Genomic DNA, 24,427 nt, shown 5'->3' with positions numbered 1-24,427 from the left:
CCTCGCGGACTTGCTCTCCGGAGGGCGCCGCGTGCGAGCCAAGACCGACCTCGCGCTCATGCTGCGCGGCGAGCACTTGAGCGGGGTCGAGTTCGTCACTGACAGCGACGCCCGCGCGATCGAGGTGCACGTGGCAAACCTGCGACGCAAGCTCGGAGAGTCGCCCGCCAGCCCCCGGTGGATCGAGACCGTGCGCGGGGTGGGCTACCGGCTCACCGCGTCCTGACCGATTCGGGCCGTAACGAACGGATGCCGCTACTCGTCGTCTCCGACGAGCACCGACGTCTCGACCGTCGCCGCCGCGCGGATCGCCGCCTCACGGGCCACGCGCGCAATCGCGCTGGCGTCATAGCCGCTGGTGTCGCTGAGCCCCACGCCGACCCCGACGACCGGGATCACTCCTCCGCCGACGTTGCCGAGGTCTTCGAAGAGGCCTCGATAGATCGCCCCCGCGACGCGACGCGCGCCTTGCGGCGTGTCGACGATCGTGCCGACGAGCAGCCCGGTGGGGCCGTCTTCGGCAACAAGCGCGTTCGATGGTGCGTACAGTCGCACGCCCGCTCGCCACGTCTCCGTCACGGCACGCGCGACCTCGCTGCCGAACGCGGTGGAGATCTGCTCGAGGTCGTCGATGCGCACAGCGATCACGCTCACGAGCTCCGAGCGTCGACTCGCCCTCTCACTGAGGTGCGCCATGGCGGCCGCGAAGACATCTTCCGAGAGGATGTCATCCTGCGCTATGCCCTGACCGGGCCGGCGCAGGAACCCGCGCATCGGGGCGCGGGACGCACGCAGCACGGACGTCACGACGACCGCCACGATCGTGAGAGTCGTGGTCAGGATGCTGGTGTTGACCGTGCCGAACGCGGTCTGGAACAGGGCGCTCTCGGGGCCCGATGTGATGAACGCCGTCGTGCGCGACACGTAGTAGAGCGCCTGAGCGCCGAGCACCGCCGCCAGCACCCATGCTGTGCGCGACTCCCCGAGGGCTCCGCGCAGGCACTCGACGGCGGCGACGCCGGCGAACCCGAGCAGCGGGATGAACATCCACAGGGCGCCGGCCCAGTCGCCGGCATCCGGGCCCGCAATGATCACGGCGGCCGCGGCGGCGAGAGCTGCCACTGTGACGAGAGCCGACGGCCAGAGCCCAGACCGGTCGTTGAACCGGCGGCATCCGAGCCACATGCAGCCGGTTGCGGTGACGAACGCCGCATTTCCGACCGCGATCGCCCACCAGGCATCCGGCGATTGCACCCAGACGATGTAGGCGACCGTCGTGAGGATGCCGGCGAGGAACGCGAGCGCCCAGATGCGGCCGGCCCCCTCGTCTCTGCGCAGCATCGTCTCGATGATGAACAGGATGCCGCAGACGTTCACCACGAGTGCGGTCATCACCAGGACGGTGGAGAGGTCGAGCGTCACAGTGAAGTCCCTTCGTCGGGGGCGACGGCGGCGGTCGTCGCCGGGAGCTTCACGATGAAAGTGGAGCCGGCGCCGAGTGTGCTCTGCAGGCGGAGGTCTCCGCCGTGCGCTCGAACGATGTCCCGGGTGATGGCCAGGCCGAGTCCGGTGCCCGTGTTGCGCGGCGCTCCTGCCTTGAAGTATCGCTGGAACAGCCGCAAGCGGTCCGCGTCGCTAATTCCCACGCCCGTGTCGCGCACCACAATCCAGCTCGAGGCGCCGTCGGTCGCGGTTCCGACGAAGACCGTGCCGGCGTCCCGGTTGTAGTCGATCGCGTTTGACAGCAGGTTGTCGACGACCTGTCGCAGCCGCATCGGATCGGCCCACACCGGCGCGGGGTCGAGACCCGTGACGTCGACGACGATCGATCGCGCCGCCGCGCGGGGCTGGAGTGCCTCGACGGATGCATGCACGATTTCGCGTGCGTCGAGATCGTGCCGATCGATGGTCGCTTCAAGGGAGGATGACGATGAACTCGACGCTGCGAGGATGTCTCCGACGAGCCCCAGCAGCCGTTCGGCGTTGCGCTCAGCGATGCTCAGGTTTGATCGCACCTGATCAGGGAGGTCGGGTTGCTCGATCGCGAGATCGATGTAGCCGAGGATCGAGGTGAGCGGGGTACGCAGCTCGTGCGACACCGACGCGACGAGCTCGTCACGCGCACGGAGCGCCTCGAGCTCGGTGGTGACGTCGCGCGAGATGACGACCGCTCCCGCATCACGTCCCAGGGAGTCGAAAAGACGGCGGGCACTGATGCTCAAGGCTTGGCGGGGTCGGGGCTCCTGTCCGAACCAGACCACCTGAGCGTCGAATGCCTCACCACGCAGCGCGCGCTCGAGTGGCAATTCGATATCCGGCAACAGGGTCACCCCGTCATCTCGGAATGCCGGCGCTTCGGCATCCTCGTCATCCGTCTCGATCGCCTGCTGCAGGCGTGCGTGGGCTTCGTTCGCGACCGAGACCTTGCCATCCGCCGAGATGCGGATGATGCCGAAGTCGACCGCGTCGAGCACTTCGGTCACCTCCTGCTCCTGTCTCCGCGTCCGTTCCAGCACCCGGCTGAGGAGCAGCGCCTGCTTGGCGAGCAAAGAGCGCTGGGCGTCGGAGCGTCGCGCGCTTAAGTAGCTCGTGGTGGCGACGGCGATGACGACGAGCGGCAGCAGCAGCGTGGCCGCGGTAACCACTTCTGCGCTGAGCACGTTCATCAGGCTGTTGACTCCGGCGACCGACACGATCCCGACGAAGAGGCCGAGAAGCCCGAAACCGCTGGCCAGCCATGTCGTGGGGAAGATCCACAGCAGCCCCAACGCCGAATCAGGCGCGGCGAATTGCATCAGGGTGATCGCGACGATGTCGATAGTGGGTACGACGGCCACCCACCCGAACGGGATCCGATTCCACGGAATGACGAATGTCGCCCCGGTCAGCACGAAGACGATGACGACGCCGGTGAAGAACAGAGCCGGGTCGCCGGAGAATTCTCCGAGCGACATGAGCACGGCGAGGACGAGCACGACCGTGCCCAATAGGAGTTGGTTGAGGCTTGCGGTGCGTTCTCGAGTCCGGTCGATGATGTCGCTGTTGAGCCACGCTGTTCGCACCCGTGAGGTGCGCGGATCACGCCACTTCGGTTCGCCCTGCGTCGCGACGGCCATACCGAGACGGTAACGGATGCCGCCACCTTTAGATCTGCTCAGGGTTTGTGTCCATCGATCACGCGCGACGAAACCGGTCAGCATCGGACCGCTAATGTTTCGATAACAGTTCTCGCATTGGGGTGATGATGACTGGAGGTTCGTCGTCGGCCGGCGCGACGCCCGGCTGGTACGCCGACCCATGGGGCACCGCTGGAGCGCGGTGGTGGGATGGATCGGCGTGGACCGATCGATCAGATCACGACGCGGGGTCCGAATYCGACGTGCGGTCTGTTCGTGGGTCCGAACAGCAGGCGTCGACGAATGAAGGCGCGCCGCAGTTGCGTGCGGCGCGAAGGGCGAGCAATGCCGCGGCCGCGCCGATATCCGAGGCTCTGCMCTCGATCGCAGCACCGCTCCCGACACGACGTGCCGCGCGGTCCCTCGCGACCGCAGCGCCGGAGGTTGAGTCATCCTCCCCGCCAGCGAATGTGATCCCGGACGCCTCTGAGGCGCCCCCGTCGAAACGACGTGGCGCGCGTCCCGTGGAACCCGCGCAGGTGCCGCCCGAACCGGCGCAGTCGGCGGAGCCCATGCCGCTGCCTACGGCGCGGGCGGAGGCGAAGGCGAGGGCAGCTCAGCCAACAGCACTGATGGCCAAAACCCAGCCAGCGCCCCCCACGCCCGAGCTGATCGCCGCTCGACCTGTAGTGGAGAGGCCCGTGGTGGTCGAGCTTTCGCGAGACGTCCAGACCGATGCATCGTCCCTCAACCCAGAACTGCCCCGGCCCGCTCCGGCCCACCCCCAGTCGTTTCCTGACCAGATCGTCGGTCGCAGCCAACGGTTCGTCGAGGATCGACCGCTGCCGTCGGTCACCTATCGGCCTCCGCCGTCTCCGATCACCTACCACCCCCTCCCTGGGGCGTACGCCGACGGAAACCGCACCACCCTCATGCCGATGACGAAAAACGGCCCGGCCACAGCGTCGCTGGTGTTCACCCTCATCGGTGTGGTCGGCGTCGCCGCGGTGGTCTGGGGGCTCACCGGAGCAAACCTCGCGCTTGCGCAGTCTCTGACTGTCATCATCCTGGCCAGCTTCGGCGGGGCATTCGTCCTCGCGCTCGCCGGCCTGGTGATCGCGGTGACCAGACCGACAAAGAAGGGCGCCACGGTGCTAGCGCTCGTCGTGTCGTCGTTGCTGCTCCTCGGCGTCACGCTGCTTTTCGGATTGCACCTAATCTAGGCGTGAGAAGGATGGCCGTGGTCGGTCGAGATCGAGGCTGGTTGCTGAGCCCCGCCCAGTCACACGGAAGCTAAGCTCCCCCACATGGGGAAGCTAGGGTCGCTGGTGTTGCCGCTCGTGCTGGTTGCGATCCTCAGTGGGTGTGCCGCGCCGGCCGCCGATCAGGTTTCGAGCCCGCTGCGGGACATGATCGATCTCATCCCGTGGGCGAGGGATATCGGAGACACCGCAACCACAGAAGAGGTGGCTGCTCGGATCGATGAGATCGCCGCAGAGTTGCCAGCGCTCGGACTCGCATATGCCACGCGACGCGATCTTGAGGGCAAGCTGAAGAGGCTCGCCATCGATGTCAACGCCGAGTCAGGCAATCTTGCGGAGGAGGTCGCGGAACTGCGCGCGATCATCGACGAGGTGAAGGCCGCCGCCGGCTAGTGCTCCTCGGTAGTGACGAACGACGACCATCATGACGGTCGCGGCGATCGTGAACCTCTAGCTGACGCTGCAGGTGGCTACGCGGGTGAGGACGCTGCTAACCGATGCCRCAGCCGATGACTTGATAGAGCGCCGATGTACCTGACCGGTAGGCCAGGTTCACATTCGGTGACTCGGCAAGGTCCCGAAGACCCTTGTAACGCGGGACGGTGGGGAACAGCTTGTCCGGGTGGAACTCGACGATCCATTTCACATTCAATGTTCTGGCTGCCTCACATGCGGGGTCCCTGTCGTTGGCGGTTGCAAAGCCCTCAAGGAATGTCTGCTTGATTGGAGAGAGGGGCGCCAGAATATGGGCCAGCATCACGTGGCGCCCAGTGAGCGCGTACGCGAAGCTGGATCCGTCGCGAGGATTCCCGGCGATGACGTCTCCTGCCGGTACTAGTTCTTCGATTTTCGCGATCACCGCCCGCTCGTGGGCGCCGAGTCCCACGCGCGATTCGAACGGATCATCCGTGGGTGTGAAGACCGATCGTGTCCATGTGTCGACGGATCGCACGGCCGCGTCCTGCACCATAAGTGCACAGAAGAGTAATAAGGCGATTGGGGCGAGCAGAGCGGGCGCCGCACGATTGCGGGAGACCCAGCTTCCATCGAGGAGCCCGATGATCCATCCCCACGCCCTTTGTGCGCCGAGGGCAGCCAGGGGCGCGACCACCACCGGCGAAAATGCAGCTACGCGCGTTGCATCGGAATACCACGGACCGGCAATCAGGATCCTGAGGAACTCGTCGCTTCCCGCGGCCGCGATGTAGATGACGCCCAGGAGGATCCACATTGCGAATGCGGTTCGGCCGGGCACACCACCGTGAGCGACTCCGACGACAATACCCACGATCGTGAGTGCGGCGATGACGAGCGAGATCGGCTGCCCCGCGAGCGATTGCACCAGCAGCTCGCCAATCGACTGAGCGGCAGTGCCACGCCATGAAAGATCCTGCACGAGGGGCGGTCGGACGAGAACGATTGACGCGAAGACCGATACCGCGGCGAGGCCGAACAGGAGCGAGGCGAGACGCCGGAGGTGGGGTCGCAGCTGTACAGCCCGCAACGCAGCAGCAGCCGCGGGCGGCAACGCGAGCACGGCCAGCATGATCAAGGCAGACGGGTGCATCCCACCAATACCTGGAATGGTGAGCGCCAGGACAAGCGCCGCAGACGCCCACCCGGTGCGTCCCTCGCGAACGCCGCACAATTCGAGGATCGCAGCCAAGGCGATGGGAATGAATGCAATCGAACCCAAGAGCGGGTAAGTGCCCATGTACGGGATGAGCTGCAGCGGATAGGCGCCGAATCCCGCGCTCACCGCTCCGGCAGCGAGCAGAAGGACAGCGCTGTCGCCGAAGAAGGTCCTCGTCAGCAGAACGACGCCGAGGGGCCAGACAACCGCGGACACGACAACGAGAGTCGCGTTCGACGCGACCGGCACCGTCACGCCAGTGATCTGCACGACGAGAGCAGCCAAAGCGTGCCACCCACTTGGGTAGAACGCCCCGATCTCGCCGAGCGGATCATCGAAGGAACCGAATCCGAAAGGCGAAACGCCCCCGCCGTCGACGATGAAACGTATGGCATTGAGGTGGAAGACGTTATCGCCGACCTGACTGAACAGGTCGGGGGAGTCGATTGCAAAGGCGAGTCGGCCCACAAGCAGTGCGCTTCCCAGCGCGACCGCGACAAGGGGCGCATACCTCCTGTTGGCCGGCGGCATTGGAATCGGCCGGGTGCCGGGAGCGGCGCGAGTGAGGAGCCAGGCGAATCCCGCCGCGACGATCGCAGTGACCAGCACGACCCAGAATGACCACGAGATACCAGTCCATCCCGCGAACACGGACGCGGCCACGATCAGGGAAGCCCCGATTCCCGCCGCACCCCCCGCGAGCCACAGTCCACGAAGTCGAAGTGCGAGGGCGACGCACACGCCGGGGATGCCCACGACGAGCGCACACACGATCGTCGCCCAGGCGAACTCCCACCACGCCATGTGCGCAACCTCCCCAGGTGGACGACGTCCGAACAAAGGATAAGCGTCCGCTGCTGCTCGCCAGGCAGCGTGCTGGCGCCGACATAGAGTCCTGAGCTTCTTGAGCAAATGCTGAGCGCTCTCGGCTTGTCACCGCGGATTTAGATCCGCATGATTGACCACGGGGCGGGGATTGCAAGTATCTGTGGTTCCCGGCGCCAGGTACTGGTGCAGCTGCGATCGTTCGCGCGATCGCTCCGTTGCGATGCCGTTCAACCAGTGCCGACACCTGTAAACCATCAGTGGGGAGTATTCACATGCGTCAGACAGTCAAGAACTATGTCGAGGCCGCCAAGCGTCGCCGCGAGGAAGAGGGTGAGGGGGGCTTCTCGCTCATCGAGCTCATCATCGTCGTCGTCATCCTCGGCATCCTTGTCGCGATCGCGATTCCGATCTTCTCGAACATCCAGGACACGGCGGCCAACAACGCTGTCAAGGCTGCCGCCGGCGATGGCGCCACGGCCGCAGCTGCCGCGTTTGCTTCTAGCGGAGGAACTGTTACTTCCGCGTCCAACGCCGCGGCATCGGCTGGCAAGGATGGCATCGTCGTTGCGTTCGCCAACGTGAACGGCACGAACACCAACGTCACCAACGTTTGCATCGCTGCGTACTCCGACAAGTCGCCGCTGTACAAGGATGCGAACACGGCCTACAAGTCCGGCCCCGGCTGCCCCTGATCTTCACCATCGTCGCTACGAGGGCCGAGGACACCAATCCTCGGCCCTCGTGGCATGATGTATCCGGGGATATGGCCACCAGCCTGGGAGGGGTGTGTGCCGATGCGCAATGTTGACGACTCGGAGAGTGGTCTCGGCATGGTCGAGGTCATCGTCGGCATGGTGCTGCTTGCGATCATTGCGGTTACGATCCTCCCTGCGCTGTGGCAGGGTCTCCGGTACTCGACGGAGCAGTCGGCCGTCGCCACCGCGACCCGCAGACTCAATTCGATGGTCGAGCAGGTACGAGACGACCCGACATGTTCGAGAATCATCGCGGCTGCAGCAACACAGACGTTTCCGGACGGTGGGGGGCGCACCCTGACCAGTAAGGGAACCTTTACGCAGTGCCCGCCGTCATCGACCTCGAAGATCGTGACGCTCACACTTAACGCGACAGATGCCTCGAACCAAGGGCTCGCCACAGTCACAGCGATCGTGTACGTCCCATGATTCCGGCCGAAAGATCGATGGACTCCGGCGCCGAGACGTCCGAAGCCGGACTGTCTCTGATCGAGTTGGTCGTCTACATGCTGCTGGCCACCATCCTCCTGGTGACGATGGCGATGATCCTCGCCAACTCGTGGAACGCCCAGAATGACGTTCAGACCACAAACAGTGCGACAAACCGTGGCCAGCTGATCGGTCAAAATATCGAACGCGCCATGCGCAATGCGATTGCATTCGACGTTTCACCTGACGGAAGCATGCTGAGGGTGCACACCACCCTCGGAGGAGTGCGTGAGTGCCAGGCGTTCTGGATGACCGGGGGAGCAGCGTATATGACCAACTCGTCCGCCGCCCTTCCTGGTGCCGTCACTATCGCCTGGCCGCGGCCATGGCAGCCCACCGGGGTTATTCAAAATGGCACAACGAAGTTCTTCGCTCAGACGAATGTGACCGTGACCTACACCTTCGACATGCTGACTGATGCGTCACCTGTGCGCTTTCAGGGAAAGGCAGCGATGCGGACCACAACGACAGGTGCGTCGTCGCCATGTTACTGATGCAGTTGAATCGTGCTCGGCGCCGAAGCGGAGATGAAGACGGGGCCGTCCTTGTCACGGTGATAGTGGTGCTGTTCGTGGGGTTCCTTGTCGCGAGCATGATCGCGGCGAGCGTCATGTTCACATTGCGGGCCAACAGCAGCAACAAGGGCAGCACGCAGGCGTTCGTCGCGGCGGAGTCTGGCCGTGACGTGGTGATTTCGCAGATAGCCAACGGCTGTGCGGTTACATCAGCGCTCCACGCACAGGGAACGACGCCCATCTTCACCGCCGATGCAAAGGTCACCGCGAGCGCGGTCAAGCCGACAAGCTTTACGGATGCGGGGCTCACATCGACCTGCCCCACGGGTGGCACGCAGTTCGTGGTGATCCGGTCCGCAGGAACGGGCCCAGACGGTTCGGCAACCACCATCGACTCGGTGTACAAATGGGTTTCGCAGTATTCGAACGTTCCGGGTGGTGTCGTCACCTACTTCTCCGGGAGCGTCACGCAGGGCGTTGCCCATTACACCGGTGATCTAGTACTGCGCGACGGCGACTGGTCGTGCAACATCAACGGCATCCTTGACGGCGACCTTTACGTTCTGACCGGCACAGTGAGCCTCGCCAATGGCTGCGTAATCAACGGCGACATCTACTCCAATGGAAAGGTCACAAGCAACTCCCAGTCGTGGCATATCAACCCGCGGCCGTCGAGCCAGAGCACGGGAAGTGTCACAACGAATGGGCTCGTGAACTTGGACTCCACCGGCGGAACGTCGATCGCCGGCAGCATAAATGCGAAGGGCGATGTCACTCTTGGCGGAAATGGGACAGGTACCGTCGGCGGCACGGTGACCTCCACGAATGCGCTCCCCAACGTCAACTCGAGCTGGGTGACAGGCGCGCAGTCGAAGAGCCTGACAGATCCGGTATTCACGCCGACTCTCGCCTGGCTCTTGGCCGCCACGCAGTGGATCGACCTCGATGCTTCGGCCAGCTGGGGAAGTCGCTACCCGACTACATGCTCGATGGACTCCGCCGAGCTGATAGCGCAGATCTCTACGGCAGGCCCGCCGCTCGTCGTCGACTTCACCCCCTGCCCGAACAATGCGCCTCTCTTCAACGGTCAGAATCTGGGCATCACGATTCCCAACATCACAGTTGCCCGCGACGTAGTTATCCTCAGCCCCGCGGGCAAGAAGTTCTCGGTGTCGCTCAACGGCACTCTGCTAGATGATGGGAACAAGCGTCAGCTGTACTTCGTGCACGTCGACACCAACGCCAACCACCTGCCTACCTGCGGAAACGGCAACACACAGGACCAGTTCGACGTAGCGGGGTCGGTCGACGCTAACCTCCGCGTGATGGTCTACGCGCCTTGCGGGCTTGGCGGAACTGTCAATGCCAGTTTTTCGGGCCAGCTCTATGCCGACGACACGACCCATTTCATCTCAAACTCGATCTATACGTGCAAGCCGATGACGTGGCCCGTGGTGCTTCCTCAACTCGGCTGCACGATCAAGGGACAAGGCGGCGTTCTTGAGAACAGCACCCTGACCCAGTCGATCGGCGATCGCGTCTACCAATCCGAGAAATAGCGGATGACGGGACTCACAATCTTCCTCGTCATCGCGGCGGGGGTGTTCGGCCTCCTCATCGGGTCGTTCCTCAATGTCGTTGCCTACCGCGTCCCCGCAGGAGTCTCCCTGCTTCGCGAGAGCAGGTGCCCGCACTGCGACGCGGCGATCAAGCCGTGGCACAACGTGCCGGTTGCGGGATGGATCGCACTTCGCGGCAAGTGCGCCAAATGCAAGGGACCCATATCCGTGCGGTACCCGATCGTCGAGGCGATCACCGGGGTCGCGTTCGCGATCATCACCTGGTGGTTCCTTGCAGCAGGTGGGGCGACCCTTGTTTCGGCTCGGTTCCCTCGCTCAACGATCGAGCACGGCGTCATCGCGGCTTGGGCGCTGGGACTCGTGATTGTCGCCTTTCTCTACTTCGCGGCGATCAGCATCGTCCTCACCCTCATCGACCTGGACACCGGCCGGTTGCCGAACAGCATCGTCGTGCCTAGCTACCTCGTGGCAGGCATTCTGTTCACCGCTACCGCGGCACTGATTGGCGACTGGCCGACGCTAGTGCGTGCCGCCATCGGCATGTCCGCCATGTATACCTTCTACTTCGTCCTTCGGCTGGTCCGGCCCCGAGGGATGGGTGGTGGCGACGTAAAGCTCGCTGGCGTGATTGGCATCTATCTCGGCTGGATCGGCTGGGGTGCCCTCGCTGTCGGAGCATTCGCTGCATTCGTCTTCGGCGGACTCTTCGGCATCGGGCTGATGGTCGCGGGGCGGGCGGGACGCAAGACCGCAATTCCGTTCGGCCCGTGGATGATCCTGGGCGCCTGGACGGGCGTCTTCGCCGGAGAAGCGATCGGCCACTGGTATGTCAATCTGTTCACTGGGGTTTAAGGGGAAGGGCGTCGCACATGGCGAAAACAGTCGTGGGGCTCGAGGTCACAGAAGAGAGCGTGCGTGCAGCGGAGATCTCTCTGGGTCGCACCCCGGAGCTCATCGCCTACGGCGAGGTGCCACTGCCACCCGAGGCGGCACGTGACTCAGAGGTGATCGACGCGGGCGCGGTTGCGATGGCTCTGCGACAGCTATGGACGGGGGCTCATATCAAGAGCAAGAACGTCGTCCTCGGGGTCGCGAGTCGGCGCATCCTCGTGCGCGAGTACACGACGCAGGCAATGCGTCCGGATCTGCTACGCGAAGCATTGCCGTTTCAGGTCCAAGATTTGCTTCCGGTGCCAGCCAGTCAGGCCGTGCTCGACTTCTACCCACTGTCACAGGAGGGCGATCAGGTGTCAGGGCTGCTCGTCGCCGCCGTCGCGGAGAACATCGAGCAGATCATTGCCACACTGGCGAAGGTGAAGTTGCGCGCGCAAGCTGTGGATCTCGCCGCCTTCGGCCTCGCCCGAATCTCTGCTCCACTTGCCGCCCCCGACGAGACTGTCGCCATCGTGAACATCGGCGATCACACGACGCAGGTCGTCGTCGCTCGAGCTGGCGTGCCGCAGTTCGTGCGTCTGCTACCCATCGATGTGCCCACATATGCGGCTCGTCGTCATCTGCCCAGCGACGGACTTGAAGCCGAACCAGCGCTCGCCTACGGCGCGACAGCTGTGACACGGACTCGGGGGTCGATTCGCGCATCCACGCAGCCAGGAGTGACGGACCTCGTTGCGCGTTTGCGCAGCACCCTCGCGTTCTTCGCGAGCCGTCCGAACGCTGCGCCGGTGTCGCGAGTGTTTGTCACAGGCGGCGGTGCAGCCGTCGAGGGTTTGAATGCTGCGCTATCGGCAACGATCGATCAGCCCGCGCACACACTGACTGTCGCGGACGTGATCAAGTTGACGGGTAGACCCCCTGAGGACGAGATTGCACTCAACCTCGTAGGCACAGTGGGCATTGCTTTGGGGGAGGTCCGCTGATGGCTCGTTCTTTCACACCAGCGCTTGCCGGCATGCCGCGGGTGAACCTCATGCCGCGGTCGGAGATCGCGCGGCGCGAACGCGACCAGCTCACTCGGGTATGGGTGTGGGCGGTGGCGGGAGCAGTTGTCCTGGCGCTGCTGATCATTGGTGCGGCATTCGCTCTAAGTTGGCTCGCCGACCAGCGCCTTGCGGCGGAACAAGCGAAAACCGCCGACCTGACGGCCGAGCTCGCATCTCTGTCTGACGTGAATGCGGCACTCGCGACCGAGGCGGAGCTCACCGACTTCCGCACTCAGGCTATGGCAACTGACATCGCCTGGGCCCCGGCTATTGCGAAGATCACCAGCGTCCTTCCTCCGGGCTCGGAACTTACCGGATACGATCTCATCGTCGGCGGGGCACCCCAAGGCGACGACCCGACGGTCGAAGAAGGCCTGGCAGGCACTGTGTTCATCGACAGTCCGACCCCGATTGACATCGTCACGATCGTCCGTTCGCTTCGTGGGGTCGATGGTGTCCTCTTTGCGGATGGTCAGTCGGTGACGTCAAGCCCGGTCTCGGAGGGCCGCTACGCGTACCAGCTGAACCTAAAGCTGGACCAGACGATCTACTCTGGCGATTTCGCCGCCGATGCGAAGGGTGGCAAGTGATGTCGAAACAACTCATCACCGCCTTGGGCCTGGTGGTCTCGCTGGGCGTAGTCGCTCTCGGGCTCTTCCTCGTGGCCATGCCGATCTATTTCCAGTCCGTGACGGTCGACGGCGAGACTGCGCAGGTCGCAAACGTCAATGCCATCTACCAGGCACAGGTCGACATGCTCCACGAGCAGTCGCAAAGCCTCGACCAGATCAACGCCTCGGTTACCGGCCTACGCGCGCAGATCCCGGCGACGGGCCAATACGATGACCTGTTCGAGGTCATTGCGAATGCGGCCGCGACATCCCAAGTCACGATCACGGCGGTAACCGCTGGTACGCAAACCGTGTTCACCTCGCCTACGGGCAGCGGTGCTGGCGGCGTGGCCACAGCTCCAGCGCCGGCTCCAACGCCGGCGCCCACCGACCCTGCGGGCACGGATGGGTCGACTGAGCCGGGAGCCTTTCAGGGCGTCGCCGGATCAAGCTCGTCGGGTCGTCAGCAGATCGACTTCGCGATCCAGGTGGACGCTGCCGATATGAGCCAGGCCACTGCCTTCCTTGACGCGCTGCGCGCTGGTCCTCGTCTCCTAAGCAACGTGACTGCGACGTCTACTCAGACTGGCCAGGGCGCAGTGTCCGTCCAGGTCATGGCACTCGCCTACGTGGATTCGGAAGGTTGACGGCGATGAACGACATCGAGCTTGAGAGCCTCCTGGCCCGCGGAGCGCGGCACCGCGCATCTGACGTGCACATCACCGCAGGTGCTGTGCCACTGCTCCGCGTCGACGGTGACCTCGTGCCAGTGCCCGGCTACCCGGACCCTCTCTCGGGTGAGTGGGTGGAGCGGGCAGCTTTCGACCTGATGACCGAGCCGCAACAGGAGGAGTTCCTGACTCGTGGCGAGGTGGACCTGGCGCACTCAGCCAGTGGGATCGGGCGATTCCGCGTCAATGTGTTTCGTCAGCTCGGCTCCATCGCGATAGCCCTCCGCTTCATCCCCGACCGTGTGTACTCCCTCGAAGAGCTCGGCGCGCCGACTATCGCTCGCGACCTCGCATTGCTGCCGCGCGGGCTCGTCCTTCTCACCGGCCCGACGGGATCGGGCAAGTCGACGACATTGACGGCGATGGTCGACATCATCAACGAGTTGCTTCCGGCCCATATCATCACCATCGAAGACCCGATCGAGTTCCACCATGTGAGCAAGCGGTCGCTCGTGCACCAGCGCGAGGTCGGCACCGACACCGGCTCATTCGCCGAAGCACTGCGGCGCGTGCTGCGTCAGGACCCGGATGTGATCCTGATCGGGGAGCTTCGTGATCCCGAGTCGATCCAGACCGCACTCTCAGCAGCCGAGACCGGACACCTCGTGCTCTCTACCCTGCACACCCAGGGCGCGGCGAAGAGCATCAACCGTATCGTGGACGTGTTCCCAGCCGATCAGCAGCAGCAGATCCGCACACAGCTTGGGGACACGCTTCAGGGTGTGATCAGCCAGACGCTGATGCCGCTCTCACAAATGGACGGTCGCACCATCGCGACGGAAGTCCTCATCAACACGCCCGCCGTCGCAAACATGATCCGCGAGGGTCAGGTCGCACAGCTTTACTCGGCGATGCAGGCCGGGTCCGAGGTCGGGATGCACACGCTCGATCAGGACCTCCGCCGCCTAGTGTCGGAGGGTACCATCGCGCTCAACGTCGCGAGGGACTTCGCGACCGACCCGAAGAGTCTCGACGGGGTGCATGTAGCACCGCGAGACCTCGACGCTGAAGAGTGGGCGCATCATGCCGGAGAGTGGCGGCAGGCGGATGCCGCGACCGCTGTCTCCGCCAACTCGGCGTTCGGCACCGGCGTCGGCATGGGATCGCGGTTCGGCACCCCGACAGTCGGCGGCCGTGTCGACCCCAGCGCGCGTGAGGTCAACTGGAACGATACAGAGGACGTCGATGTCGACTGGCCTGTGTCTGACGTGGAGGAGTGACGATGGCCGTCGTTCAGGAGTTCGTCTACCGTGCGATGGATCCGCATGGCGGATCCGTCGTCAAGGGAACCATCGAAGCCGCGAATGAGTCGGCGGTAGCAGGCAAGCTTAAAGCCCAGGGGCTGACCCCCCTCGAGGTCACTCTCAAGTCCAACACGGGCCTGCAGCGAGAGATAAAGCTGCCCGGGTCGAGCAAACATGTCCCCGCGAGGGCCCTCGCCGTCTTCGCGCGCCAAATGGCCGGCCTCATCAATGCAGGGCTGCCCCTTATGCGCACCCTGTCGATTCTCATCGAACAGGCGGAAAACAAGTCGCTTCAGCAGGCGCTCATAGCAGTGCAAGCAGACGTCGAGTCGGGCTCGTCGTTCTCGGCCGCGCTTGCCAGGCATCCCCAGACGTTCCCACCACTCATGCTGAGCATCGTCCGAGTCGGCGAGACCGGCGGATTCCTTGGACGCGCCCTGTCGTCTATCGCCGACAACTACAAGCGCGAGGCTGAGCTGCAGAACAAGATACGCGCGGCCATAACCTATCCGATCGTGGTGCTCATTATCGCGATCATCGGCGTGCTTGTGATGGTCACTTTCGTGGTGCCGATCTTCGCCGACATGTTCAAGGGACTCGGCACCAGTCTGCCGCTGCCGACGCAGATCCTCGTCACTTTCTCGAGCAATATGTGGTGGATTCTGCCGGTGATCGCGATCGTCGCGATCACCGTGACCCTGTGGTGGCGCGCGAACAAGAACACCGAGCAGATTCGGCACACGGTAGACCCGATCAAGTTGAAGATGCCGGTTTTCGGCAAGATTGCGACGAAGATCGCAGTCGCCAGGTTCGCGCGCAACCTTTCAATGATGCTCGAGGCCGGTGTGCCGATCATCCAGGCACTTAGTATCGTCGGTCAGGCATCGAACAACTGGAAGATCGAGCAGGCAGTGCGCGACGTCCAGKAGTCCATTCGACAGGGCCGGTCGTTTGCTTCGCCGCTTGCCAAGGCTGAGGTGTTTCCCGCCATGGTGTCGCAGATGGTGTCGGTCGGCGAGGAGTCGGGGACCCTTGTCGACATGCTCGCCAGCATCGCCGACTTCTACGAGGACGAGGTCGAAACCGCGACCGCGCAGCTCTCATCGACTATCGAGCCAATCCTCATCGTTGGCCTCGGTATCATCATCGGCGGCATGGTGATCTCGCTCTACCTGCCGATCTTCACGCTCTACGGGGAGATCGCCAACCAGTAGGCGCAATGGGTTGCTCGCTCAACGACCCGTTGGGAGGGCAGGGCGAGGGGGGACCTACACGGAGACGCGCAGGACCTCCTCGATCGTGGTGAGGCCCTGTGTGACTTTCGACCAGCCATCGTCGCGGAGCGACACCATGCCCTGTTCGAGGGCGACCTGGCGCATCTGGCTGGCGGTCGCCCGGGTGACGACGAGCGATTCGAGTTCCTCGCTGAGCGTCATAACCTCGTGCAGCGCCACCCGACCTCGGTAGCCTGTGTGGGAGCAGGCGGAGCAGCCGACGGCCTTGAATATTTCCGGCATTTCGGCGGGGTCATGGGGGAATCCGAGTGCGGTGAGCACTTCACTCGGTTCGACGAGCGGCTCKCGGCATTTCATGCATAGCCGGCGTGACAGGCGCTGGGCTACTATCGCGGTCAATGCCGTCGCGACCAGGAAAGGCTCGCAGCCGATTTCGCTGAGTCGCGTGAGTGCGCTTGGCGCATCGTTCGTGTGGAGCGTTGACAGGACGAGGTGACCCGTGAGTGCGGCCTCGATGGAGATGTTCGCGGTTTCGAAGTCGCGGATCTCGCCAACCAGCACCACATCGGGGTCGCTGCGCAGAATCGACCGCAGCGCGTTCGAGAAGGTGAGCCCGGCACGGTTGTTGACCTGCACCTGGTTGATGCCGGCGATGCGATACTCCACCGGGTCTTCGACGGTGATCACGTTGATCTTCGAGTTCGCCACGGCGCGCAGCGCGGTGTAGAGCGTGGTCGACTTGCCGGAGCCGGTGGGGCCGGTCGCGAGGATCATGCCGTGGGGGCGGCTGATCGCGTCGCGGAAACGCTCCTCATTGCGGTCGGAGAACAGCAGGTCGCGCATCCGCATCGTTTGACCGGTGTTGTCGAGGATGCGCATGACGATCTTCTCGCCCCACACCGTGGGCAGGGTTGCCACACGGAGATCTACCTGACGACCCTCGTGCATGAGTGAGAGCCGGCCATCTTGAGGGCGGCGCTTTTCGGCAATGTCGATCGACGACATGATCTTGAGGCGGGAGATAACGCCATCCTGGATCGTGCGGTCAGCCTTCTGCATCTCGTGCAGCACGCCGTCGATGCGGAACCGAACGATGAGCTGGAACTCGCCCGGCTCGACGTGGATGTCACTCGCCCGGTCGTTGATCRCCTGTGCTATGAGGAGATTGACGAAGCGTACGACGGGTGCGTCGGCGTCATGCTCCTCGAGCGACTCGGTGAAGGACGTTGGGTTCGAGTCCGATGAATCCTCTTCGATCGCCATGGAGAGCTCGCTGAGCTCTTCATCGGAGCGAAGGAACCGCTCGAACATGTTGGCGAGCGCGTCTTCGGCGACGACGACCGGCTCCACGAACAGATCGGTGACGCTCGCCACGTCGTCGAGCGCGACGATGTCGGTCGGGTCCAGAACGCCAACGGTGAGACGGTCGCCGCGGCGATCGATCGGGATGAGCTGGAATCTACGGCAGAGGTTGCTGGGCACGAGCCCCACGATGCTCGGATCCAGTGGAATGTTTGAAAGATCGACGTAGCGATGCCCGGTGTGCAGCGCGGTCGCCTCGGCCAGCTGGGCGTAGCTCACCAGCCGCTGGGAGATCAGATAAGGCGCGAGTTCGGGGGTGTCGCCCACCTCGGCGAGCGCGGCCGACATCTCCGGTGCGCGCACCGCTCCGGTCAGCACAAGTGTCTGCGCGAGTCCCCTCATTGGTCTTCTCCCCACTTGGCCCTTCCGGGCCGTCCCCTCACCGATTCTAGGCGCGCGCGCGATCTCGACGGCGCCGTCAAGACACCCAGTCGTGCGCGCGGCGACCGCTAACCTGACCACATGTCCGAGGCACCGGCATCCGTCCGTCGTCCGCTCATTCCGCGACTCATCGCGTGGGCGCTCACGCTCAAGCCGACGCGCGTGTGGCTGCACTACGCCGAGCGGCGCGGCTTCATGCTCGCCGACTCGATCACCTACCGCGCGCTGTTCTCGATCTCGGCGGGCGTGCTGCTCGGCTTCACCCTCGCGGCCCGCTGGCTCGGCGACAATCCGGCCGCGTGGCAGGCACTGATCGACGCGGTGGATGCCGTCATCCCGGGTCTCGTCGGCGAGGACGGCGTGTTCGACGTGTCGACCATCGAGGCGCCGGCGAGCTTCACGATCGCCGGCATCGTCGCGCTCGTGTTTCTGGTGCTCTCGGCGATCGGCGCGATCGGGTCGCTGCGAGCAGCGCTGCGAACGCTCTCGGACGAGGTGCACGATGACGCCTTCTGGATCTGGGTGATGGTGCGCAACTTTCTGCTCGCCCTCGCGATCGGTGCCGGATTTCTGCTCTCGGCCATCGCAGCGCTGTTCGGCAGCGCCTTCCTCCAGGTGATCGAGCAATGGACCGGCATCGACGCGACCGCCTACTCGGGCGTGCTCACTGGGTTCGGCGCGGTTGCGGTGGTCTTCGTGCTCGACACCGGCCTGTTCGCGCTCGTGTTCATCTCACTGAGCGGACTGCACGTGCGGGCACGAACGCTCTGGGTCGGGGCTCTGCTTGCAGGCGTAKGGCTGACGGTGCTGCAGCAGTTGTCCGGACTGTTCGTGCAGGGCGCCGACAATAACCCGCTGCTGGCCTCGTTCGCGGTGCTCATCGCGCTGCTGCTGTGGGTCAACCTGTCGGCACAGGTGATGCTCATCGCCTCGACCTGGATCATCATCGGCGCGCGCGAAGACGAGGATCGCATCCGCGCGCGCTTCGGCGCGCCGACCTTCGAGATGCGGCGCGTGCGCAAGGCCGAAGACCGGGTGCGGGCGGCGACGGCGGAGCTGCAGCGGGCTCGCGAGGTGGAGCGCAAGACACGCGAGGGGTCGGGTGGGTCGCCGGACGCTTCGACAGGCTCAGCGACCGGCGCGGGCTCAGCGACCGGCGCGGGCTCAGCGACGGGCGGCAATGACTGAGGTGGTGCCGGCTTACGCGGCCGACCAGGTGCGGGCGGCGGAGCGACCGCTGCTCGCCGCGGGCGAGCCGCTCATGGATCGCGCAGCGGCGGCCCTCGCCGCGGTGATCAGCGAGGAGATTTCGGGCGCTTCGACAAGCTCAGCGACCGGAAGCGGCTCAGCGACTGGAAGCGGGTCAGCGACCGGGCCGAGCTCAGCGACCGGCTCGCCGCGCATCCTCGTGCTGGCGGGCTCCGGGGACAACGGCGGCGACGCTCTGCTGGCCGCGGCAGCGCTCGCCGACACCGTCGACGTTGCGCTGCTGTGCGTGGGCTCCCGCGTGCACGAGCGCGGCCTCGCCGCGGCCACCGCGGCGGGAGCGCGGGTCGTCGAGGCCGTCGGGGACTACGACCTCGTGATCGACGGCATCCTCGGGATCGGCACAGCCGGCGACCCGGCGCTGCGCGGCGCGGCCCGCCAAGCCGTCGAGGCGCTCCTCCCCGCGGTGCGCGCCGCACGCACGCGGGTGATCGCGGTCGATCTGCCGAGCGGACTCCACCCCGACACCGGCCTCACGGCCGACGACGTGGTGCTGCCGGCGGACGTCACGGTGACCTTCGGCGCGGTCAAGGCCGGGCTCGCGCGGGGGAGAGGGCCCGAGCTTGGGGGCCGGATCGTGTTCGTCGACCTCGGGCTGGGGCCGGGTCTCGCCGGCGACGCTTCGACGGGCTCAGCGACCGGAGGCGACGCGCCTGCGGGCGAGGCATCCGTCTTCCGTGTCGTTCAGGGCTGAGACTGGCGCTGCGACACTCACTTGAGCACGTGCCCGCTCAACGGCCGGGTCCCCACACCCGGCCGTTGAGCCCCCAGTCTGACTAGCCCCCAGTCTGACGAGCCCCGTGAAATGCCGCCAGCCAAGTGGTGAGCGTACCAAGCGCGAAGGCGGCGCAGACTTGCCTTTTGCTCAGGTTGAGTCCAGTTTTTGGGGTGGTCAACGCGATTCCGGTTGCGGCGGGTGAGTTGCGTGGCGGCGCTCGGAGGGCGAGGCATCCGTTTTCCGAGTCATCGGGTGACGGGGCGCAACCGACGGAGAAGTGACGACGATGTAAACTCTCGCCCCTCAGACCCCGTTCGGAGGTAAGAGCCGAACAACATTCGGTAACGTCGTAGGGTGCCCGAAGACAACAAAGCCGCTGCCACTGCCTCGACCAGCCTCATCGKCGCGACGCATCCGCTCGCTCTCGCCCCGGTGACGGCACCGCCCGCCAGCGTCGATGGGTTCGTCAAGGAGTTCCTGCAGAACCTCAACTTCGAGCAGGGCGTCGCGCTGTCATCGTCCAGCGCGAACGACCGCTACCTGGCGCTCGCGTACACGGTGCGCGACTACCTCATGGCGCGCTGGCTCGAAGACCAGCGCCGTCAGCGTGTGGCCCAGGCCAAGGGCGTCTGCTACCTGTCCGCCGAGTACCTGCTCGGCCGCCAGCTCGACAACAACCTGCTCGCGTCACGCCTCACCGACATCGCGACCGAGGCGATGGCCGCGTGCGGCATCGACATCGAAGAGCTGCGGCAGCAGGAGGTCGAACCGGGGCTCGGCAACGGCGGCCTCGGGCGGCTCGCGGCGTGCTTCATCGATTCGCTCGCGACCATGAGCGTCCCGAGCATCGGCTACGGCATCCGCTATGAATACGGCATCTTCCGCCAGACCTTCGAGGGCGGCCAGCAGGTCGAGCAGCCCGACGCGTGGCTCACACTCGGCTCGCCGTGGGAGTTCCCGCACCCCGAAGCCGCCCAGATGATCTCGTTCGGCGGCCACACCGAGCACTACGAAGACGAGGGCGTGACCCGCAACCGCTGGATCCCGGGCTGGAACGTCAAGGCCGTGCCCTACAACTACATGGTTCCCGGTTACCACAACGGCCGCGTCAACACCCTCCGGCTGTGGCGCGCGGTCGCGACCGACTCGTTCGATCTGCGCGTCTTCAACTCGGGCGACTACGAAGAGGCCGTTCGCGCGCAGACCTACGCCGAGAACATCTCGAAGGTGCTGTACCCCGAGGACTCGACTCCCCAGGGCAAGGAGCTGCGCCTGCAGCAGCAGTACTTCTTCGTCGCCGCGTCGATCGCCGACTTCCTCAGCTCGCAGCTCACCCCGGACTTCGACCTCACGACGCTTCCCGACCGGGTGATCTTCCAGCTCAACGACACGCACCCCGTCATCGCCGTCCCCGAGCTCATGCGCGTGCTCACCGACGAGAAGAAGATGGACTGGGATGCCGCGTGGGCGATCACGCAGAAGTGCTTCGCGTACACCTGCCACACGCTTCTTCCCGAGGCCCTCGAGGTGTGGTCGGTCGACCTGCTCGGCCGGCTGCTGCCCCGCCACCTCGAGATCATCTACAAGATCAACGACGACTTCCTCGACGAGGTGCGCGAGCGATTCGGCGACGACGAGCTGCGCATCCGCGACATGTCGATCATCGGCGAGCACCCCTACCGCTCGGTGCGGATGGCGTACCTCGCCACCGTCGCCGGCTCGAAGGTCAACGGCGTCGCAGAGCTCCACTCCCAGCTGCTGCGCGACAAGGTGCTGCCCGACTTCGACGAGTTCTTCCCGGGCAAGTTCACGAACGTCACCAACGGCGTCACGCCTCGCCGGTTCGTGCGGCTCGCGAACCCGGGCCTCGCGTCGCTCATCACCGAGACGCTCGGGGCCGGCTGGACCGTCGATCTCGAACGGCTGCGCGGGCTCGAGGCCTTCGCCGAAGACCCCGAGTTCCGCGAGCGATTCGCCGCCGTCAAGACGGCCAACAAGACCCGGCTCGCCGATGTGCTGCGCGCCCGCGACGGGTTCGAGCTCGCCGAGGACCACATGCTCGACGTCATGGTCAAGCGCCTCCACGAGTACAAGCGGCAGATGCTCAAGCTCCTGCACATCGTGACGCTCTACGAGGGCGTCGTGTCAGGGCGGGTCGCGGCATCCGAGATCCAGCCCCGCACGTTCGTCTTCGGTGCGAAGGCGGCGCCCGGCTACGTGAACGCCAAGCGCATCATCCACCTCATCAACGCCGTCGGTTCGGTCGTCAACGACGACCCGCGGGTCGAGGGCCGCCTGAAGGTGCTCTTCCCGCCGAACTACAACGTGACGCTCGCCGAGCGGCTCGTGCCCGCGGCCGACCTCTCCGAGCAGATCTCGCTCGCCGGCAAGGAGGCGTCCGGCACCGGCAACATGAAGTTCGCACTCAACGGCGCCCTCACGATCGGGACGGATGACGGTGCCAACGTCGAGATCCGCCAGCTCGTCGGCGACGAGCACTTCTTCCTCTTCGGAATGACCGAGCCCGAGGTCGAAGACCTCTGGGCGAAGGGGTATCGGCCCGCGGACTACTACCAGTCCGACGACAGCCTGCGCCGCGCGATGGACATGATCGCGTCGGGCGCGTTCTCGGACGGCGATCGTTCGGTGTTCGAGCCGGTCATCTCCAACCTCCTGTACGACGACCGGTTCATGGTGCTCGCCGACTACGCGACCTACATCGAGGCGCAGGCGAAGGTAGACGCCGCGTACGCCGATCAGGACGCGTGGACGCGCTCCGCGATCCTCAACGTCGCCCGCTCGGGGTTCTTCTCGTCCGACCGCTCGATCCGCGACTACATCGACAGGATCTGGCACACCCCGCCGATGCTGTGAGGCGGGGCGCTTCGCTGCGGCGGGTCGGTCAGCGCGCGTAGCGCTGGGCGAACGCCCGCAGGATGCTGCCCGTGTGCGTGACCGGAAGGCGGTGCACGGCGGCCAGGGTCGACGAGAGCTCGTCGGGCGCGAAGTAGCCGTGGCCGGCGTACGCGTGGATGCGCGTCGTGATGCCGTCGACGTCGAGTTCGGGATGGAACTGCGTCGCGTAGACGTTGGTCCCGACCCGGAACATCTGCACCGGACACGCCTCGCCCGAAGCCAGCAGCGTCGCCGACCGGGGGAGGACCGTCACGGCCTCCTTGTGACCGACGAACGCCGTGAAGCTGTCCGGGACGTCGGACAGCAGGGGATCGGATGCCCCGGCCTCGGTGCGGGAGAGTTCGACGACGCTGATCGGCTCACGGTACGTGCGGTCGATGACCGCGCCCTGGTGCACGCCGAGCGTGCCGATGCCGTAGCAGGCGCCGAGGAAGGGGAAGTCGCGGGCGACGACCTCGTCGAGCAGCGTCTGGAACTCCGCCTCGACGCGGCGCTGCACGGGGGACTTGTTCGCATACGGATCGGAGGCGTTGAAGGGTCCGCCGCCGACGAAGATCCCGGAGTAGTCGTCGAGGTCCACGGCCGGCAGCGGCGTGGCCTCCAGGCGCACGCGCACGAGGTCGCGCTCGTCGAGACCGCTGTAGCGGAGGAACAGCGCGTACTCCTCGTCGGCCGGTCCGTCCTCGGAGCGGGTGGCAAGGAGCAGGAAGGGCTTCACTGGCCTGATTCTATTGGACGGTCCCTGGGGGTCGGCCGCCCGCGCGCCCGCGTGCATTGCCGCCTATCGTGGAGTGGAAGTCACCGTCGACGACGCAGGGAGCACTGACATGTCCACGATCGCCTGGATCGGACTCGGCCACATGGGGGCGCCGATGTCGGCCCACCTCGTCTCGGCAGGGCACACTGTGCGCGGGGTCGACCTCAACCCGGCGGCCGCCGAGGCTGCGGCATCCCGCGGTGTCACGATCGTGGGCTCGATCCGCGAGGCGCTCGACGGCGCCGATGTCTGCTTCACGTCGCTGCCGATGCCGCAGCACGTGCGCGCGGTGTTCGACGGCCCCGACGGGATCTGGGCGCACGCCGTCCCCGGTACGCTGCTGCTGGACACCTCGACGGTCGACATCGACACCTCGCGGTGGTGCCATGCGGAATCGGATGCCCGTGGCTTCGTGTTCGTCGATGCGCCGATCTCCGGCGGCACCGCCGGGGCGGAGGCGCACACGCTGACCTTCATGCTCGGCGGGCGGGAGGAGGATGTCGCGCGGGTTCGGGCCATCGTCGAGCCGATGGCGGGGTCGGTCATCTCATGCGGCGCTGCGACCGCCGGGATCGCGGCCAAGCTCGTCAACAACATGATGCTGTTCATCGGGGTGATGGCCGTCGCCGAGGGATCGCAGCTCGCCGAGCAGCTCGGCCTGGACCCGCAGGTGTTCTGGGAGGTCGCGAACGTGTCGTCCGGATCCTCCTGGCCGCAGCGCACCTGGTACCCCGTCCCCGGCGTGGTGGAGAAGGCGGCCGCGAACCGCAACTTCGACGCGACCTTCTCGGTGGACCTCGCCCGCAAGGACTGCGGCCTCGCGGTGCAGGCCGGGGAGGCGACGGGCGTGCACCTGCCGGCGGCGCAGCTTGCGCTCGCGCAGCTCGAGGAGCTCACCGCACGTGGTCTCGGCCATAAGGACTGCACCCTCGTGACCCTGCTCGCCACCCCCGACGGACAGCTCCGCGGCTACAACCCGGCGGCATAGCCTGCCCGTCCTCGTCGCGGCATCCCGATCCGTCGCTCACTGCGGTCTAGGCTGAGCGCCAGGAGGAATACATGGCCATCGCACACCTTCACGGCGGACC

The 24,427-nt window shown here is 65.4% G+C and carries 22 protein-coding genes and 1 pseudogene; 18 read left to right on the top strand and 5 right to left on the bottom strand.

What is annotated here, in order from left to right:
- A partial coding sequence (locus AC1DVT_RS06480) for a winged helix-turn-helix domain-containing protein (RefSeq protein ID WP_477387508.1) occupies positions 1 to 226 on the top strand: 226 nt, incomplete at its 5' end.
- A gap of 29 nt (positions 227 to 255) precedes the next feature.
- Here the strand turns inward: AC1DVT_RS06480 and AC1DVT_RS06475 are convergent.
- Positions 256 to 1,422 carry a hypothetical protein gene (locus AC1DVT_RS06475; RefSeq protein ID WP_477387506.1) on the bottom strand — a complete coding sequence of 389 codons (1,167 nt, stop codon included), beginning with the start codon at positions 1,420 to 1,422 and terminating at the stop codon, positions 256 to 258.
- Complete coding sequence (locus AC1DVT_RS06470) at positions 1,419 to 3,116, bottom strand: sensor histidine kinase (RefSeq protein WP_477387504.1); 1,698 nt, start codon at positions 3,114 to 3,116, stop codon at positions 1,419 to 1,421. Before AC1DVT_RS06470 ends, AC1DVT_RS06475 begins: the two co-directional genes overlap by 4 nt.
- A 125-nt stretch (positions 3,117 to 3,241) precedes the next feature.
- On the opposite strand from AC1DVT_RS06470, the pseudogene AC1DVT_RS06465 reads away from it, so the two are divergent.
- From AC1DVT_RS06465 to AC1DVT_RS06455, 3 genes and pseudogenes are all read left to right on the top strand, one after another.
- Positions 3,242 to 3,340 (top strand): annotated as a pseudogene (locus AC1DVT_RS06465) (DUF2510 domain-containing protein); the annotation flags it as partial.
- A gap of 348 nt (positions 3,341 to 3,688) precedes the next feature.
- On the top strand, positions 3,689 to 4,339 hold the full coding sequence (locus AC1DVT_RS06460; protein WP_477387512.1) for a hypothetical protein: 651 nt from the start codon (positions 3,689 to 3,691) through the stop codon (positions 4,337 to 4,339).
- Between the two features lie 84 nt (positions 4,340 to 4,423).
- Entirely contained in the window at positions 4,424 to 4,771 is a 348-nt protein-coding gene (locus tag AC1DVT_RS06455; RefSeq protein WP_477387503.1) for a hypothetical protein, read from the top strand.
- 97 nt (positions 4,772 to 4,868) lie between these two features.
- On the opposite strand, the gene AC1DVT_RS06450 is transcribed toward AC1DVT_RS06455, so the two are convergent.
- Positions 4,869 to 6,815 carry a DUF6541 family protein gene (locus tag AC1DVT_RS06450; protein ID WP_477387501.1) on the bottom strand — a complete coding sequence of 649 codons (1,947 nt, stop codon included), beginning with the start codon at positions 6,813 to 6,815 and terminating at the stop codon, positions 4,869 to 4,871.
- Positions 6,816 to 7,111: 296 nt separating this feature from the next.
- On the opposite strand from AC1DVT_RS06450, the gene AC1DVT_RS06445 reads away from it, so the two are divergent.
- The 10 genes from AC1DVT_RS06445 to AC1DVT_RS06400 all read left to right on the top strand — a co-directional run bounded on the left by AC1DVT_RS06445 (position 7,112) and on the right by AC1DVT_RS06400 (position 15,918).
- Positions 7,112 to 7,531 carry a type IV pilin protein gene (locus AC1DVT_RS06445; protein ID WP_477387499.1) on the top strand — a complete coding sequence of 140 codons (420 nt, stop codon included), beginning with the start codon at positions 7,112 to 7,114 and terminating at the stop codon, positions 7,529 to 7,531.
- A gap of 138 nt (positions 7,532 to 7,669) precedes the next feature.
- Positions 7,670 to 8,023, top strand: coding sequence for a type IV pilus modification PilV family protein (locus AC1DVT_RS06440; RefSeq protein WP_477387497.1), 354 nt, complete (start codon positions 7,670 to 7,672; stop codon positions 8,021 to 8,023).
- Between the two features lie 17 nt (positions 8,024 to 8,040).
- The gene (locus tag AC1DVT_RS06435; protein WP_477387496.1) at positions 8,041 to 8,577 is read left to right on the top strand and encodes a hypothetical protein; all 537 of its coding nucleotides are present in this window, start codon (positions 8,041 to 8,043) and stop codon (positions 8,575 to 8,577) included.
- Entirely contained in the window at positions 8,568 to 10,157 is a 1,590-nt protein-coding gene (locus tag AC1DVT_RS06430) for a hypothetical protein (protein ID WP_477387494.1), read from the top strand. Before AC1DVT_RS06435 ends, AC1DVT_RS06430 begins: the two co-directional genes overlap by 10 nt.
- Positions 10,158 to 10,199: 42 nt before the next feature.
- A complete protein-coding gene (locus AC1DVT_RS06425) occupies positions 10,200 to 11,030 on the top strand; it encodes a prepilin peptidase (protein ID WP_477387492.1) in 831 nt (276 codons plus the stop codon).
- Between the two features lie 17 nt (positions 11,031 to 11,047).
- Positions 11,048 to 12,055 carry a type IV pilus biogenesis protein PilM gene (pilM, locus tag AC1DVT_RS06420; protein WP_477387490.1) on the top strand — a complete coding sequence of 336 codons (1,008 nt, stop codon included), beginning with the start codon at positions 11,048 to 11,050 and terminating at the stop codon, positions 12,053 to 12,055.
- Positions 12,055 to 12,708: a PilN domain-containing protein gene (locus AC1DVT_RS06415; RefSeq protein WP_477387488.1), complete on the top strand. Its 654-nt coding sequence runs from the start codon at positions 12,055 to 12,057 to the stop codon at positions 12,706 to 12,708. The genes pilM and AC1DVT_RS06415 overlap by 1 nt, the downstream gene beginning before the upstream one ends.
- A complete protein-coding gene (locus tag AC1DVT_RS06410; protein WP_477387486.1) occupies positions 12,708 to 13,376 on the top strand; it encodes a hypothetical protein in 669 nt (222 codons plus the stop codon). The genes AC1DVT_RS06415 and AC1DVT_RS06410 overlap by 1 nt, the downstream gene beginning before the upstream one ends.
- A gap of 5 nt (positions 13,377 to 13,381) precedes the next feature.
- Positions 13,382 to 14,680, top strand: a complete 1,299-nt coding sequence (locus tag AC1DVT_RS06405; RefSeq protein ID WP_477387484.1) for a type IV pilus twitching motility protein PilT — start codon at positions 13,382 to 13,384, stop codon at positions 14,678 to 14,680.
- Between the two features lie 2 nt (positions 14,681 to 14,682).
- Positions 14,683 to 15,918: a type II secretion system F family protein gene (locus AC1DVT_RS06400; RefSeq protein ID WP_477387482.1), complete on the top strand. Its 1,236-nt coding sequence runs from the start codon at positions 14,683 to 14,685 to the stop codon at positions 15,916 to 15,918.
- Positions 15,919 to 15,972: 54 nt separating this feature from the next.
- On the opposite strand, the gene AC1DVT_RS06395 is transcribed toward AC1DVT_RS06400, so the two are convergent.
- Positions 15,973 to 17,643: a GspE/PulE family protein gene (locus AC1DVT_RS06395; RefSeq protein WP_477387480.1), complete on the bottom strand. Its 1,671-nt coding sequence runs from the start codon at positions 17,641 to 17,643 to the stop codon at positions 15,973 to 15,975.
- Positions 17,644 to 17,763: 120 nt separating this feature from the next.
- Here AC1DVT_RS06395 and AC1DVT_RS06390 point away from each other — a divergent pair, with 120 nt between their 5' ends.
- The 3 genes from AC1DVT_RS06390 (at position 17,764) to AC1DVT_RS06380 (ending at position 22,540) form a co-directional block, all read left to right on the top strand.
- On the top strand, positions 17,764 to 18,870 hold the full coding sequence (locus AC1DVT_RS06390; RefSeq protein ID WP_477387478.1) for a YihY/virulence factor BrkB family protein: 1,107 nt from the start codon (positions 17,764 to 17,766) through the stop codon (positions 18,868 to 18,870).
- Entirely contained in the window at positions 18,863 to 19,642 is a 780-nt protein-coding gene (locus AC1DVT_RS06385; RefSeq protein ID WP_477387476.1) for an NAD(P)H-hydrate epimerase, read from the top strand. Before AC1DVT_RS06390 ends, AC1DVT_RS06385 begins: the two co-directional genes overlap by 8 nt.
- 423 nt (positions 19,643 to 20,065) lie before the next feature.
- Complete coding sequence (locus AC1DVT_RS06380; protein ID WP_477387510.1) at positions 20,066 to 22,540, top strand: glycogen/starch/alpha-glucan phosphorylase; 2,475 nt, start codon at positions 20,066 to 20,068, stop codon at positions 22,538 to 22,540.
- Between the two features lie 28 nt (positions 22,541 to 22,568).
- Here AC1DVT_RS06380 and AC1DVT_RS06375 read toward each other — a convergent pair whose 3' ends face one another.
- A complete protein-coding gene (locus AC1DVT_RS06375; protein ID WP_477387474.1) occupies positions 22,569 to 23,300 on the bottom strand; it encodes a glutamine amidotransferase in 732 nt (243 codons plus the stop codon).
- Between the two features lie 109 nt (positions 23,301 to 23,409).
- Between AC1DVT_RS06375 and AC1DVT_RS06370 the strand changes: the two genes are divergently transcribed.
- Entirely contained in the window at positions 23,410 to 24,327 is a 918-nt protein-coding gene (locus AC1DVT_RS06370; RefSeq protein ID WP_477387472.1) for an NAD(P)-dependent oxidoreductase, read from the top strand.
- Positions 24,328 to 24,427 lie beyond the last annotated feature (100 nt).

Source organism: Microbacterium sp. P2_F9 (genome assembly GCF_056403635.1).
This window is presented reverse-complemented; position numbering and strand designations above follow the sequence as displayed.

Coding starts and splice junctions, on each gene's coding strand:
- AC1DVT_RS06470 (WP_477387504.1), bottom strand. CDS start 3,116: ATGGCCGTCGCGACGCAGGGCGAACCGAAGTGGCGTGATCCGCGCACC.
- AC1DVT_RS06460 (WP_477387512.1), top strand. CDS start 3,689: ATGCCGCTGCCTACGGCGCGGGCGGAGGCGAAGGCGAGGGCAGCTCAG.
- AC1DVT_RS06455 (WP_477387503.1), top strand. CDS start 4,424: ATGGGGAAGCTAGGGTCGCTGGTGTTGCCGCTCGTGCTGGTTGCGATC.
- AC1DVT_RS06445 (WP_477387499.1), top strand. CDS start 7,112: ATGCGTCAGACAGTCAAGAACTATGTCGAGGCCGCCAAGCGTCGCCGC.
- AC1DVT_RS06440 (WP_477387497.1), top strand. CDS start 7,670: ATGGTCGAGGTCATCGTCGGCATGGTGCTGCTTGCGATCATTGCGGTT.
- AC1DVT_RS06435 (WP_477387496.1), top strand. CDS start 8,041: ATGGACTCCGGCGCCGAGACGTCCGAAGCCGGACTGTCTCTGATCGAG.
- AC1DVT_RS06430 (WP_477387494.1), top strand. CDS start 8,568: ATGTTACTGATGCAGTTGAATCGTGCTCGGCGCCGAAGCGGAGATGAA.
- pilM (WP_477387490.1), top strand. CDS start 11,048: ATGGCGAAAACAGTCGTGGGGCTCGAGGTCACAGAAGAGAGCGTGCGT.
- AC1DVT_RS06415 (WP_477387488.1), top strand. CDS start 12,055: ATGGCTCGTTCTTTCACACCAGCGCTTGCCGGCATGCCGCGGGTGAAC.
- AC1DVT_RS06410 (WP_477387486.1), top strand. CDS start 12,708: ATGTCGAAACAACTCATCACCGCCTTGGGCCTGGTGGTCTCGCTGGGC.
- AC1DVT_RS06405 (WP_477387484.1), top strand. CDS start 13,382: ATGAACGACATCGAGCTTGAGAGCCTCCTGGCCCGCGGAGCGCGGCAC.
- AC1DVT_RS06385 (WP_477387476.1), top strand. CDS start 18,863: ATGACTGAGGTGGTGCCGGCTTACGCGGCCGACCAGGTGCGGGCGGCG.
- AC1DVT_RS06370 (WP_477387472.1), top strand. CDS start 23,410: ATGTCCACGATCGCCTGGATCGGACTCGGCCACATGGGGGCGCCGATG.